This window comes from Pseudomonas sp. BCRC 81390, from assembly GCF_030341915.1.
GTDB lineage: Bacteria > Pseudomonadota > Gammaproteobacteria > Pseudomonadales > Pseudomonadaceae > Aquipseudomonas.
In genome coordinates, this window is the sequence record NZ_JATAAG010000069.1 from 231,043 (window position 1) to 244,954 (window position 13,912).

A 13,912-nucleotide genomic window follows, 5' to 3' on the forward strand; every position below is an offset into this window, starting at 1 on the left:
TTTTGGTAAAGCGGGGTTGTCAGCGAGCGTACATGCCCCACCAGAATACATGCCCGAGCAAGCTGATCTGCTCGTCCTGCATCTGCTGGAAGCTGTAGTCCTCGTCCGGGTGTTCGTCGCGGTTGAAACTGCGCAGGCGGATACCGGTAGGCAGGCGATAGACCTGCTTCACCCGCAACTGGCCGTTGTGATTGATTGCATAGAGGTCGCCATCGATGATGTCGCCGATCGAGCACTTGCCGGTATTCACCCCGACCGTCGCGCCATCACGCAGTACCGGCAACATGCTGTTGCCGCGCACGGTCACACACTTGGCCTGGTCGAACTGCACGCCGTTGTGGCGCAGGCTGCGCTTGCCGAAGCGCAGGCGCGCGTGCTCGCTTTCTTCAATGACGAATCTTCCTGATCCTGCTGCCAACTCGACCTCGCGAAGGAAAGGTACCGACACCTCGTCATCCTCGACGGGGGTTTCATCGTCCCACAGGCTGATGTCGCTGAGGCCGGCATGACCGTGCGCCGGCAGCGCGGCCTCGCGAGACTCGCCAAGCGCGGCGCGGCCACGCAATTGCTCGGTGCTCACACCGAAGTACTCGGCGATCTTCGACACGTGTTTGTCGGAGGGATCGACGATCTTGCCACCGAGAATCCGCGACAAGGTGGATTGAGGAACACCCGTGCGCCGATGCAGCTCCGTCGGGGACAGGCCGTGGCGGTCGAGCAGTTCTCTGAGTACGGAGGCTACGTTGCGTTTTTGCATAGCGTGCATAATGCAGGCATGCGCCAGGAAATGCAATGCACACCGAAGCGCGATGAGACCTGCAGCGCCACGCCTGCATCTGCCCGAAAAAGCCTGTACCATTGCCGGTTTCACAAACGCCAACCAGATTACCCGCTGTAAGGCCCTGAATGTCTGATCTTTCCGCACACACCCCGATGATGCAGCAGTACTGGAAGCTGAAGAGCCAGCACCCGGACCAGCTGATGTTCTACCGCATGGGCGACTTCTACGAGATCTTCTACGAAGACGCGAAAAAGGCCGCGAAACTGCTGGACATCACCTTGACCGCGCGCGGTCAGTCGGCCGGCCAGTCGATCCCCATGTGCGGGATTCCATTCCATTCGCTGGAGGGCTACCTGGCCAAGCTGGTCAAGCTCGGCGAATCGGTGGTGATCTGCGAGCAGATTGGCGACCCGGCCACCAGCAAGGGCCCGGTGGAACGCCAGGTGGTGCGTATCATCACCCCCGGCACGGTCAGCGACGAAGCCCTGCTCGACGAGCGCCGCGACAACCTGATTGCCGCGCTGCTGGGTGATGAACGCCTGTTCGGCCTGGCGGTGCTGGATATCACCAGCGGCAACTTCAGCGTCCAGGAGATCAAGGGCTGGGAAAACCTGCTGGCCGAGCTCGAGCGCCTCAACCCGGTCGAGCTGCTGATCCCCGACGACTGGCCACGCGACCTGCCGGCGGAAAAGCGCCCTGGCGCCCGGCGCCGTGCGCCGTGGGACTTCGACCGCGACTCGGCGCGCAAGGCCCTGTGCCAGCAGTTCGCGACCAAGGACCTCAAGGGCTTTGGCTGCGACAAGCTGACCCTGGCCATCGGCGCCGCCGGCTGCCTGCTGATCTACGCCAAGGAAACCCAGCGCACTGCCCTGCCGCACCTGCGCAGCCTGCGCCACGAACGGCTGGACGACACGGTCATCCTCGACGGCGCCAGCCGCCGCAACCTGGAACTGGACATCAACCTTGCCGGCGGGCGTGACAACACCTTGCAGTCGGTCATCGACCGCTGCCAGACCGCCATGGCCAGCCGCCTGCTGAGCCGCTGGCTGAACCGCCCGTTGCGCGACCTCAAGGTGCTGCAGGCCCGCCAGGACTCGATCCGCTGCCTGCTCGACAGCTACCGTTTCGAGAAGCTGCAGCCGCAGCTCAAGGAAATTGGCGATATCGAGCGGATCCTCGCCCGTATCGGCCTGCGTAACGCCCGCCCACGCGACCTGGCACGCCTGCGCGATGCGCTGGCTGCGCTGCCCGAGCTGCAGAACGCCATGGCCGAGCTGGAGGCGCCGCACCTGGCGCGCCTGGCCGCCATTACCGGTACCTACCCGGAGCTGGCCAGCCTGCTGGAGCGGGCGATCATCGATAACCCGCCAGCGGTGATCCGCGATGGCGGCGTGCTCAAGCCCGGCTATGACAACGAGCTGGACGAGTTGCTGGCGATCAGCGAGAACGCCGGCCAGTTCCTCATCGACCTGGAAGCCCGGGAAAAGGCCCGCACCGGCCTGGCCAACCTCAAGGTCGGCTACAACCGCGTGCACGGCTATTTCATCGAGCTGCCGACCAAACAGGCGGAGCAGGCGCCGGGCGACTATATCCGCCGCCAGACCCTCAAGGGTGCCGAGCGCTTCATCACCCCGGAGCTGAAGGCGTTCGAGGACAAGGCGCTGTCGGCCAAAAGCCGCGCGCTGGCTCGCGAGAAGATGCTCTACGACGGCTTGCTGGAAACCCTGATCAGCCACCTGGCGCCGCTGCAGGACAGCGCCGCGGCATTGGCGGAACTGGACGTGCTCAGCAACCTGGCCGAACGTGCGCTGAACCTGGACCTGAATTGCCCGCGCTTCGTCGACGAGCCATGCCTGCGCATCGAGCAAGGCCGCCACCCGGTGGTGGAACAGGTACTGACCACGCCGTTCGTGGCCAACGACCTGGGCCTGGACGACAACACGCGCATGCTGATCATCACCGGCCCGAACATGGGCGGTAAGTCCACCTACATGCGCCAGACCGCTTTGATCGTGCTGTTGGCACATATCGGTAGCTTCGTGCCGGCGGCCAGTTGCGAACTGTCGCTGGTCGACCGCATCTTCACCCGTATCGGTTCCAGCGACGACCTGGCCGGCGGGCGCTCGACCTTCATGGTCGAGATGAGCGAAACCGCCAACATCCTGCACAACGCCACCGACCGCAGCCTGGTGCTGATGGACGAAGTGGGCCGCGGCACCAGTACCTTCGACGGCCTGTCGCTGGCCTGGGCTGCCGCCGAGCGGCTGGCCCAGCTGCGCGCCTACACGCTGTTCGCCACGCACTACTTCGAGCTCACCGTGCTGGCCGAAAGCGAGCCGCTGGTGGCCAACGTGCACCTGAATGCCACCGAGCACAATGAACGCATCGTGTTCCTGCACCATGTGCTGCCTGGCCCTGCCAGCCAGAGCTACGGCCTGGCCGTGGCCCAGCTGGCGGGCGTACCGACGGCGGTCATCCAGCGTGCGCGGGAACACCTGGCCCGCCTGGAAACCACCAGCCTGCCGCATGAACAACCGCCGGCCCAAAAGGCCAAGGATGTGCCGCAGGTACCGCACCAGAGCGACCTGTTCGCCAGCCTGCCACACCCGGCCATCGAGAAGCTGGGCAAGCTGCAACTGGACGACATGACCCCGCGTCAAGCTATCGAAACGCTATATCAACTAAAGAACCTGTTATAACGGCGCCCACTACAAGCTGGTAGAATCCGCCGCGGTTTGCTGGTGCTGCAGGTTATTAGCCTGGCCTGCAGCCACATGCCTGTAAACCGCGCGGCCCTGAGAGGAAGGGCCGCCGCCGTCGCCTGAGGAGAGAACTAGAAATGACCTTCGTCGTCACCGACAACTGCATCAAATGCAAATACACCGACTGCGTGGAAGTCTGTCCGGTGGACTGCTTCTACGAAGGCCCGAACTTCCTGGTCATCCACCCGGACGAGTGCATCGACTGCGCCCTGTGCGAACCGGAATGCCCGGCACAAGCCATTTTCTCGGAAGACGAAGTGCCAGCGGGCATGGAAAACTTCATTGAGCTGAACGCCGAACTGGCGGAAATCTGGCCGAACATCACCGAGCGTAAGGACGCCCTGCCAGACGCTGAAGAGTGGGATGGCAAGACCGGCAAGATCGAACACCTGGAGCGCTGATAGCGCCCGATACGAAAAAGGCCCTCCAGGGCCTTTTTTGTTTTCTGCGGGCAAAAAAAGGGGCGGTTTGACCCGCCCACATTTTTTTCCGTAGTCCCTGCTTTGTCCCTGACATCATCCTGATGAAATCGCTTCTTGCGATGTCCTTGGCCTTCGTCCTGAAAGCCTGTGCATGTCCCTGTGCACAGTTCGAATACTAGCGCCTTGCGCCCGGCAGGCAACCGCAAAACCTCACAGGGTGTTGCCGGAGACACATTTCCTCACGTCTAAATAATCGATATTTTTCAATGGCTTGAGGAATATCGGCCCCTTGGAGCGCCATTGATTTACCGGCTATTACATAGAAGGCTTACACAACAAGTAAGCAAAGGCTTACACGCAATGCTAACAGGGTAGCGCTGTACATAATGTTTCGAGCCCGGCCCAGGCTGCCTCTAGACTCCAGGCCCCACACAAGGCAAACAAAAACGCCCCGAGGTCATCGGGGCGTTTGCTGGTGCGGTCCTTCGCTACTGGAATAGCGACTCACTGGACAGCCCGTTCTTCTCGAGGATCTCGCGCAGGCGCTTGAGGCCTTCTACCTGGATCTGCCGCACCCGCTCACGAGTCAGGCCGATTTCCAGGCCGACATCTTCGAGCGTACTGCTTTCATGCCCGCGCAGGCCGAAGCGACGCACCACCACCTCACGCTGCTTGTCGGTCAGCTCGCCCAGCCACTGGTCGATGCTCTGCGACAGGTCATCGTCCTGCAACAGCTCGCAGGGGTCGGTCGGCCGGTCGTCGGTCAAAGTATCGAGCAGGGTCTTGTCCGAGTCCGGGCCCAGCGAAACGTCCACGGAAGATACCCGCTCGTTCAGGCCCAGCATGCGCTTGACCTCGCCGACCGGTTTTTCCAGTAACGTGGCGATTTCCTCTGGCGACGGCTCGTGGTCGAGTTTCTGCGTCAGTTCGCGAGCCGCCCGCAGGTATACGTTCAGTTCCTTGACCACGTGGATCGGCAGGCGAATGGTGCGGGTCTGGTTCATGATCGCCCGCTCGATGGTCTGACGAATCCACCAGGTCGCATAGGTCGAGAAACGGAAACCACGCTCCGGGTCGAACTTCTCGACCGCACGGATCAGCCCCAGATTGCCCTCCTCGATCAGGTCGAGCAGCGACAGGCCGCGGTTCACGTAACGACGGGCAATTTTCACAACCAGGCGCAGGTTGCTTTCGATCATGCGCTTGCGGCCGGCAGGGTCGCCCTTTTGCGACAGACGCGCAAAATGCACTTCTTCTTCCGGCGAAAGCAGAGGCGAGAATCCGATCTCGTTGAGATACAGCTGGGTGGCATCGAGCGCCCGGCTGTAATCGATGTACTTGTGTTGCTTGAGCGAAGAGCCCGATTTGGCCCTCGTCCGAACCGAAGATACAGCAGGTTCGTCTGACACCACATCCGTTTCCAAAACGATGCCCGTCTCCATCAGGAGGACGTCATCGTCGATGTCAAACTCCGGCACTTCTTTACTGAGAGCCATTGTTATAGTCCTTTGCTGAGTTCGAACTCAGACTCGAGCGGCACCTTTCTCCCTGGCAGCGCTGGAGCCTGTCCCCTCTACATCAGCGGAACAGGCCAGGTACAACAGTCAACGACGTGGCAGGAACTGGAGCGGATCGACGGGTTTGCCCTGGCGGCGAATCTCGAAATGCAGCTTCACCCGATCTGTGCCCGTGGACCCCATTTCAGCAATCGACTGCCCTGCCTTGACCTGCTGCCCCTCCCGAACCAACAGCCTGCGGTTATGACCGTAGGCACTGACGTAGGTGTCGCTGTGCTTGATGATGATCAGCTCGCCGTAGCCCCGCAGCCCACTCCCGGCGTAGACCACTGCACCATCAGACGCAGCAAAAACAGGCTGTCCCAAATCACCGGCGATATCAATGCCTTTATTCAAACTACCGTTTGAAGCGAATTTTCCAATCAGCACGCCATTGGCTGGCCAGGTCCAGCCACCCACCGCACGCTCCGCGGCGGGCACCGTGGCGACCACCGGGGCGCTGCTGGAAGCGGCCGGCGCGGCCGCTTTGCCAGGGCTGGCAGGGGTTGTAGCCGGACTGCCGGCAGGCCGGCGGATGACCGTGGTCTTGCTCGACGATGAGGGGCTGGACACCACCGTGGTGCTGCCGGACGAACCACTGCTGAAACGAATCGCCTGCCCCGGGCGAATGGTGTAAGGCGCCGCGATGCCGTTACGCGCGGCCAGCTCCTTGTAGTCCCATCCATAACGGAAGGCGATGGAGAACAGCGTATCGCCAGGCTTGACGATGTACTGCCCGGAGGTCACCACCGGGCGCTTGGGTACGCTGTTGTTACGGTCGACCACCCGCGCGCTGTTGCTGCTGGTGCTTGAGCAACCCACCAGTAGCGTACTCATGGCCAGTGCAATCACCAGAAGCGTGAAACCCGACCCGTCCTTGCGCTGCCGAATGACTGTGTGACCCACCCGCGCTCCCCTCATGGTGCCGAAAACGATATGAAGACAAGAAATGCAATAATGTTGCGATTATAACCAAGCCGGCCATTCCTGGCAGGCAGGTTCGATGACTGATGCAAAGCCATGGCGATTTGTGTGCCAGCGCTTCACCCCGCCAGATAGACAGGGCGAAGCAACAGGAATTCGCCACCCGCGCAAAAATACCGCTGGCGCGTACCCGCAGCGCTCAGGCCAGCGGACCGTTGAGCAGCGGCACGAAGCGCACAGCGCCGAGCACTCGGCGGGAGAACCCATGTTCTTCACGCACGATCAGCATCAGCTGCTGCGTTTCGCCGGCCGGCCCCACCGGAATCACCATACGGCCGCCAGGCGCCAGCTGGTCGAGCAGCGCCTGCGGCACTTCCGGCGCCACGGCTGTGACGATGATGCCGTTATACGGCGCCAGCGCCGGCCAACCCTCGCAACCGTCGCCCCAGCGAAACACCACGTTGCGCAGGTTCAGCTCCACCAGGCGCTCCTTGGCCCGGTCCTGCAGGACCTTGATGCGCTCCACCGAGAACACCCGCTCGACCAGCTGGGCCAGGATCGCCGTCTGGTAGCCCGAACCGGTGCCGATCTCCAGCACCTTGTCCAGCGGCCCGGCTTCCAGCAGCAGCTCGCTCATGTGGGCAACCATGAATGGCTGGGAAATGGTCTGGTTGTGGCCGATCGGCAGCGCGGTGTCTTCGTAGGCACGATGCGCCAGCGCCTCATCGACGAACAGGTGGCGCGGGGTACGACGGATCACGTCGAGTACCTTGCTGTTCGACACCCCCTCTTCGCACAGGCGCTGGATCAGCCGCTCCCGGGTACGCTGGGAAGTCATGCCGATGCCACGCCGCAGCATATCGTCCTCGCGCATCAGAGCAGGCCCTCCAGCCAACCGTCGAGCTGCTCGAAGGCATCATTGAAGGTGCGGTCGAGCTGCAGCGGCGTGATCGACACGTAGCCTTGCATCACGGCGTGGAAATCGGTGCCCGGCCCGCCGTCCTCGGCATCACCGGCCACGGCGATCCAGTAGCCTTCCTTGCCGCGCGGGTTGACCACCTTGGTCGGCGCTGCCGCCCGCGCCCGGTGACCGAGGCGGGTGAGCTGGATACCGCGGATGTGTTCCAGCGGCAGGTTGGGAATATTGACGTTGAGCACGGTGCGTGGCGGCAAGGTCAGGCGTGACTGCGCCTCGACCAGGCGGCGGGCGATATGCGCTGCCGTCGGCAGGTTGTCCGGCTGGCGTGACAACAGCGAGAACGCCAGCGAAGTCCCGCCGAGGAAACGGCCTTCCAGCGCGGCGGCGACCGTGCCCGAATAGAGCACGTCGTCGCCCAGGTTGGCACCGAGGTTGATCCCCGACACGACCATGTCCGGCGTCTGCGGCAACAGCCCATTGAGCCCCAGGTGCACGCAGTCGGTCGGCGTGCCGTTGAGGCTGATGAAGCCATTGGCCAGGGTCTGCGGGTGCAGTGGCCGGTCCAGCGTCAGCGAACTGCTGGCGCCGCTCTTGTCTTGATCCGGGGCGATCACCACGCACTCGGCGTAATCCGCCAGCGCAGCGTGCAGCGCGGCGATGCCGGGTGCGGTAACACCGTCGTCGTTCGAAATCAGAATACGCATGGGCTGTCCGTCTGCCCTGCCGACACCAGATCCACGACTTCGCGCACCACCACGGTGGCGAAGCATCCGGCCGGAAGGACGAATTCCAGTTGCAGGATATCAGGCTCGGGATAATGCCACGTCAGGCCGCCAATAGGGAGCCGCAGAATACGCCGTTCGTGATCCATGCCCGCCTGGGCCAACCATTGGCAAAGGGCTGGCTGGCGCGCGCCGATGGCGTTTTCCAGCTGCCCGGTGGCAGCGCCGGCGGGCGAATCGCCCGCGCCCCACAGCGGGCCGGTCGGGTGCAGGTCCAGGATCGCCAGGCGCGGGTCGACGCATTCGGCCTCCCCCGCCGGGAAGAAACTGCGGCTGTCGGTGAACGCCAGCAGGTCGCCCACTTGCGCCCGCGACCAGCTGCCATCGGCGACACGGGCGGCCAACAACTGGTTGAACAGGTAGCTGCGCCCGGCCGACAGCAGCCGCGAACGTACGTTGCGCTGCTCGGGCAGGGCCTTGCGCGCGGCCCAGTCGAGGGCGTCATGGACATTGCCGCCGGCGTGGCCGAAGCGCTGGCTGCCGAAATAGTTGGGCACCCCGTGCTGCTTGAGCTGTTCCAGGCGCGCGTTCAGCGCCTGGTGGTCGGCGGCCAGGGCAGTCAGGCGCAGGGTGAAGCCGTTGGCCGAATGCGCACCGCGCTGCAGCTTGCGCTGGTGGCGTACCTGCCTGAGCACGCGCAGGCTGGCATCCTCGGCACGCGACAGGTCCGGGTCGGCCTTGCCCGGCAGGTGCAGGCTGAACCATTGCCGGGTCAGTGCCTGGCGGTCCTTGAGCCCGGCGTAGCTGATGCTGCGCACCGGCACGCCGGCAGCGCGCGCCAGGCGGCGGGCGGCTTCTTCTGTGTTGAGGTCACGCTTTTCGACCCACAGCCACAAGTGCTCACCCTGCCCCGACAACGGAATGTCCAGCACTTCGTCGACCTGGAAGTCTTCGGCCACCGCCTTGAGTACAGCAGTGCCCAAGGGTTCGCCCGATGCGCGCGGGCCCAGCAGTTCCACTTCGGTCATGCTGGCAGCAGCAGGGCAACCGCATGCACGGCGATGCCCTCCTCGCGACCGGTGAAGCCCAGTTTTTCAGTGGTGGTGGCCTTGACGTTGACCTGGTCGAGTTCGACCTGCAGGTCTTCGGCGATGCGCTGGCGCATGGTCTCGATGTGGGGGGCCATCTTTGGCGCCTGGGCGACGATGGTGGCGTCGATATTGCCGACCTTCCAGCCTTTGGCCAGGACGATGCCGACCACGTGGCGCAGCAGCACGCGGCTATCGGCGCCCTTGAACTGCGGGTCGGTGTCGGGGAAATGTTTGCCGATATCGCCCAGCGCCGCCGCGCCCAGCAAGGCATCGCTCAGGGCGTGCAGCAGCACGTCGCCATCGGAGTGAGCCAGGAGGCCGTATTTATGGGGGATACGCACCCCGCCCAGGGTAATGAAATCACCGTCACAGAAACGGTGCACATCGTAGCCGTGGCCAATACGCATAGAAAAACGCCCTGAATGAGTCAGGGCGTGATTCTACCTGCTTTAGCCGCTATTGGGGCCGCCATGTAGGCGCGGCCGCAGCCACGGCTACACCCGCCCCAGCGCCACCGCATGATGGCGCAGGTGCTCCTCGATGAAGCTGGCGATGAAGTAGTAGCTATGGTCATAACCCGGTTGCAGGCGCAGGGTCAGCGCATGCCCGCCTTTGCGTGCCGCCTGCTCCAGCGCTTCGGGCTTGAGCTGCTTCTCGAGAAAGTCGTCCCGGTCACCCTGGTCGACCAGCAGCGGCGGGCACTCGCCCGCCGGCGTCTCGGCCAACAGCACGCTGGCATCCCATTCGCGCCAGCGCGCGCGGTCTTCCCCCAGGTAGCGGCTGAAGGCCTTCTCGCCCCATGGGCAATCCATCGGGTTGCTGATTGGCGAGAACGCCGACACCGAGCGGTAGCGCCCAGGGTTACGCAAGGCACACACCAGCGCACCATGGCCGCCCATGGAATGGCCGCTGATGCTGCGCTCCGCCGATGCCGGGAAATGCGCCTCGATCAGCGCCGGCAGCTCTTCCACCACGTAGTCGTGCATGCGGTAGTGCTGTGCCCAGGGTTGCTGGGTGGCGTTGAGGTAGAAGCCCGCCCCCAGGCCGAAATCCCAGGCCCCGTCAGGGTCACCCGGCACCTGCTCGCCACGCGGGCTGGTATCCGGCGCGACGATGATCAGCCCCAGTTCGGCGGCCAGGCGCTGGGCACCGGCCTTCTGCATGAAGTTCTCGTCGGTACAGGTGAGGCCGCTGAGCCAGTACAGCACCGGCAGCTTCTCGCCCTGCTCGGCCTGCGGTGGCAGGTACACGGCGAACACCATGTCACAGCCCAGCACCCTGGAGTGATGCCGGTAACGCTTGTGCCAGCCGCCGAAGCTCTTCTGGCAGGAAATGTTATCCAGGCTCATGGCGCACCTCAGAAGTGGATCACGCTGCGGATGCTCTTGCCTTCGTGCATCAGGTCGAAGGCCTTGTTGATGTCTTCCAGGCCCATGGTGTGGGTGATGAAGGTGTCCAGCGGGATCTCGCCCTTTTCCGACATTTCCACGTAGCTTGGCAGTTCGCTGCGGCCACGCACGCCGCCGAACGCCGAACCACGCCAGACGCGCCCGGTGACCAGCTGGAACGGACGGGTGGCGATTTCCTGGCCGGCACCGGCCACACCGATGATGACCGACTCTCCCCAACCCTTGTGGCAGCATTCCAGCGCGGCACGCATCAGTTGCACGTTGCCGATGCACTCGAAGGAGAAGTCCACGCCGCCATCGGTGAGGTCGACAATCACTTCCTGGATCGGGCGGTCGTAGTCTTTCGGGTTGATGCAGTCGGTGGCACCCAGCTGGCGGGCGATCTCGAACTTGGCCGGGTTGATGTCGATGGCGATGATCCGCGAGGCCTTGGCCTTCACCGCGCCGATTACCGCCGACAGGCCGATGCCGCCGAGGCCGAAGATGGCCACGGTATCACCCGGCTTGACCTTGGCAGTATTGAGCACTGCGCCGATACCGGTGGTGACGCCGCAACCGAGCAGGCAGACCTTTTCCAGTGGCGCTTCTTTCTGGATCTTGGCCACGGAAATTTCCGGCAGCACGGTGTATTCGGAGAAGGTCGAGGTGCCCATGTAATGGAACAGCTGCTGGCCCTTGTAGGAGAAGCGCGTGGTGCCATCCGGCATCAGGCCCTTGCCCTGGGTGGCGCGAATGGCCTGGCACAGGTTGGTCTTGCCCGACAGGCAGAATTTGCACTTGCCGCATTCCGGGGTGTACAGCGGGATGACGTGGTCACCGACGGCGACCGACGTCACGCCTTCGCCCACCGCCTCGACGATCGCGCCGCCTTCGTGGCCAAGGATCGACGGGAAGATACCCTCTGGGTCGGCACCGGACAGGGTATAGGCATCGGTGTGGCAGACACCGCTGGCGACTACCCGCAGCAGCACTTCACCGGCTTTGGGCATGGCCACGTCGACTTCGACGATTTCCAGAGGTTTCTTGGCTTCGAAGGCTACGGCAGCACGGGACTTGATCATCAAAGGTCTCCAGACAGAGGGTCGATTCAGTCTGGCAGTGTAATTCACTGCTATTTGGGGAATAATCCGGGCAAAGACAAAACATTATTGCTATACAGGGATAATCCATGAGCAGCCGCTGGGAAGGCATCGACGAATTCGTCGCTGTGGCAGAAACCGGCCAGTTCACTACGGCCGCCGAACGCCTGGGGGTTTCTTCGTCGCATGTCAGCCGGCAGATTGCCCGGCTGGAAGAACGCCTGCAGACCCGCTTGCTGTACCGCAGTACCCGGCGGGTGACCCTGAGCGAAGCCGGGCAGACCTTTCTGCAGCACTGCCAGCGCCTGCAGGATGGCCGCGAAGAAGCCTTGCGCGCCATGGGCGACTTGGCCAGCGAGCCCAAGGGCTTGTTGCGCATGACCTGTGCGGTGGCCTATGGCGAGCGCTTCATCGTGCCGCTGGTAACCCGGTTCATGGCGCAATACCCGCAACTGCGGGTGGACGTGGAACTGAGCAACCATACCCTTGATCTGGTGCATGAGGGCATGGACCTGGCCATCCGCCTGGGCCGGCTGGCCGACTCGCGGCTGGTGGCCACCCGCCTGGCGCCACGGCGCATGTACCTGTGCGCCTCGCCGGCCTACCTGGAACGTTATGGGCGGCCTCACAGCCTGTCGGAGCTGGCGCGGCACAACTGCCTGGTGGGCAGTTCGGACCTGTGGGCGCTGCAGCAGGACGGTCGCGAGATCAGCCAGCGGGTGCAGGGCAACTGGCGCTGCAACAGCGGGCAGGCCGTGCTGGATGCGGCGTTGCAGGGCATGGGCTTGTGTCAGCTACCGGATTATTACGTGCTGGAGCACCTGAACAGTGGTGCCCTGGTGTCATTGCTGGAAGCGCACCAGCCGCCGAACACGGCGGTATGGGCGCTGTATCCGCAGCAGCGGCACCTGTCGCCGAAGGTGCGGCGGTTGGTGGATTACCTGAAGGAAGGGTTGGCGGGGTTGCCGGAGTATCGTCTCGGCTGAAGGAATGCGCTGCCAGCACCGGCCTTTTCGCGGGCTTGCCCGCTCCCACAGGAACAGCGCCAGCCTGAAGGTATGCGCAGTACCTGTGGGAGCGGGCAAGCCCGCGAAGAGGCCGGTGCTGGATTAAAGCTTCAGCGCCGCCCGGCCCAGCGCTGGCGCAACCATTCGAGGTCTTCCGGGCGGGTCACCTTGATGTTGTCACTGCGCCCTTCCACCAGCTTTGGCGCCTGGCCGGACCATTCGATGGCCGAGGCCTCGTCGGTCACCAGCACATCCGACACCAGGCACTCGGCCAGCGCCCGGTGCAGTGCGCCCAGGCGGAACATCTGTGGCGTATAGGCCTGCCAGATGGTGCTGCGGTCAACCGTGGCGCTGACCCGCCCGCCAGCGTCGGCCCGCTTGAGGGTATCGCGCGCCGGCACCGCCAGCAGCCCCCCCACCGGGTCGTCCGCCAGTTCCGACAGCAGCTTGTCCAGGTCGCTGCGCGCCAGGTTCGGGCGCGCAGCATCATGCACTAGCACCCAGTCGCTGTCCGCTGCGCCTTCGGCATGCAGCATCAACAAGGCGTTGAGTACCGAGTCGGCACGCTCACGGCCACCCGCCGCGCGGCGGATGCGCGGGTCGCTGGCGCAGCGCAAGGTCGGCCAGTAGGGGTCGTGTTCGGCAACACTGACCACCACGCCGTTAAGCGTCGGGTGGCCAAGAAAACAGTCGAGGCTGTGCTCGAGAATGGTCTGCCCGGCCAGCTCCAGGTATTGCTTGGGGCGGTCGGCAGCCATGCGGGCACCAACGCCCGCAGCAGGAATCACGGCCCAGAAGGCCGGTAACGTATCGATCATTTCTGTGGCAACTGGAAGAGGGTTTCGCCCTCTTTGACCATTCCCAATTCGTGGCGAGCCCGTTCTTCAACGGTCTCCATGCCTTTTTTCAGCTCCAGCACTTCGGCGTCGAGCACGCGGTTTCGCTCAAGCAGGCGCTCGTTCTCGGCATGCTGCTCGGCTATCTGCTGCTTCAGCTCGGTCACTTGCGCCAGGCTGCCATTACCTACCCACAGGCGGTATTGCAGACCACCCAGCAGCAGGAGCAGGACAAGGAACAACCAATAAGGACTGCGCATCTAGGTATCCAGGTTAAAAAAGACCGTCGCAGAATGTTCGATTCGGGGTCTCGAATAGCACGAAGCCTGGCCGAGGCCAGGCTTCGTCGACAGAAACCCGTTGGAACGTAGGAAATTTCAGTATGAAAGCCCCTACAACTCCGG

The 13,912-nt window shown here is 63.6% G+C and carries 14 protein-coding genes; 3 read left to right on the plus strand and 11 right to left on the minus strand.

From position 1 onward, the window contains the following. Positions 1-19: 19 nt before the first annotated feature. On the minus strand, positions 20-757 hold the full coding sequence (locus tag QSV36_RS22510; RefSeq protein WP_289134571.1) for a LexA family transcriptional regulator: 738 nt from the start codon (positions 755-757) through the stop codon (positions 20-22). A 149-nt stretch (positions 758-906) separates the two neighbouring features. Between QSV36_RS22510 and mutS the strand changes: the two genes are divergently transcribed. After that, a complete protein-coding gene (gene mutS / locus QSV36_RS22515) occupies positions 907-3,480 on the plus strand; it encodes a DNA mismatch repair protein MutS (RefSeq protein ID WP_289134573.1) in 2,574 nt (857 codons plus the stop codon). A 140-nt stretch (positions 3,481-3,620) separates the two neighbouring features. After that, a complete protein-coding gene (fdxA, locus tag QSV36_RS22520) occupies positions 3,621-3,944 on the plus strand; it encodes a ferredoxin FdxA (protein ID WP_085626452.1) in 324 nt (107 codons plus the stop codon). Between the two features lie 509 nt (positions 3,945-4,453). Here the strand turns inward: fdxA and rpoS are convergent. The 8 genes from rpoS to QSV36_RS22560 all read right to left on the minus strand — a co-directional run bounded on the left by rpoS (position 4,454) and on the right by QSV36_RS22560 (position 11,647). Further along, entirely contained in the window at positions 4,454-5,461 is a 1,008-nt protein-coding gene (gene rpoS, locus QSV36_RS22525; protein WP_170028669.1) for an RNA polymerase sigma factor RpoS, read from the minus strand. A gap of 108 nt (positions 5,462-5,569) precedes the next feature. Continuing rightward, complete coding sequence (locus QSV36_RS22530; protein ID WP_289134727.1) at positions 5,570-6,427, minus strand: peptidoglycan DD-metalloendopeptidase family protein; 858 nt, start codon at positions 6,425-6,427, stop codon at positions 5,570-5,572. Positions 6,428-6,644: 217 nt separating this feature from the next. After that, a complete protein-coding gene (locus QSV36_RS22535) occupies positions 6,645-7,283 on the minus strand; it encodes a protein-L-isoaspartate(D-aspartate) O-methyltransferase (protein ID WP_170034070.1) in 639 nt (212 codons plus the stop codon). A 35-nt stretch (positions 7,284-7,318) separates the two neighbouring features. Next, positions 7,319-8,068, minus strand: coding sequence for a 5'/3'-nucleotidase SurE (surE, locus tag QSV36_RS22540; protein ID WP_225776632.1), 750 nt, complete (start codon positions 8,066-8,068; stop codon positions 7,319-7,321). Continuing rightward, positions 8,056-9,114, minus strand: coding sequence for a tRNA pseudouridine(13) synthase TruD (truD, locus tag QSV36_RS22545; protein WP_289134576.1), 1,059 nt, complete (start codon positions 9,112-9,114; stop codon positions 8,056-8,058). Before truD ends, surE begins: the two co-directional genes overlap by 13 nt. Continuing rightward, complete coding sequence (ispF, locus tag QSV36_RS22550) at positions 9,111-9,584, minus strand: 2-C-methyl-D-erythritol 2,4-cyclodiphosphate synthase (protein ID WP_186679178.1); 474 nt, start codon at positions 9,582-9,584, stop codon at positions 9,111-9,113. Before ispF ends, truD begins: the two co-directional genes overlap by 4 nt. Before the next feature lie 87 nt (positions 9,585-9,671). Next, complete coding sequence (gene fghA / locus QSV36_RS22555) at positions 9,672-10,526, minus strand: S-formylglutathione hydrolase (protein WP_225776629.1); 855 nt, start codon at positions 10,524-10,526, stop codon at positions 9,672-9,674. Positions 10,527-10,534: 8 nt separating this feature from the next. Continuing rightward, positions 10,535-11,647 carry an S-(hydroxymethyl)glutathione dehydrogenase/class III alcohol dehydrogenase gene (locus QSV36_RS22560; RefSeq protein ID WP_016712915.1) on the minus strand — a complete coding sequence of 371 codons (1,113 nt, stop codon included), beginning with the start codon at positions 11,645-11,647 and terminating at the stop codon, positions 10,535-10,537. 107 nt (positions 11,648-11,754) lie between these two features. Here QSV36_RS22560 and QSV36_RS22565 point away from each other — a divergent pair, with 107 nt between their 5' ends. Further along, the gene (locus QSV36_RS22565; RefSeq protein ID WP_289134579.1) at positions 11,755-12,651 is read left to right on the plus strand and encodes a LysR substrate-binding domain-containing protein; all 897 of its coding nucleotides are present in this window, start codon (positions 11,755-11,757) and stop codon (positions 12,649-12,651) included. A gap of 131 nt (positions 12,652-12,782) precedes the next feature. On the opposite strand, the gene ispD is transcribed toward QSV36_RS22565, so the two are convergent. Further along, positions 12,783-13,490, minus strand: coding sequence for a 2-C-methyl-D-erythritol 4-phosphate cytidylyltransferase (gene ispD, locus QSV36_RS22570; RefSeq protein ID WP_289134581.1), 708 nt, complete (start codon positions 13,488-13,490; stop codon positions 12,783-12,785). Further along, positions 13,487-13,768, minus strand: coding sequence for a cell division protein FtsB (ftsB, locus tag QSV36_RS22575; protein WP_004375443.1), 282 nt, complete (start codon positions 13,766-13,768; stop codon positions 13,487-13,489). The genes ispD and ftsB overlap by 4 nt, the downstream gene beginning before the upstream one ends. Positions 13,769-13,912 lie beyond the last annotated feature (144 nt).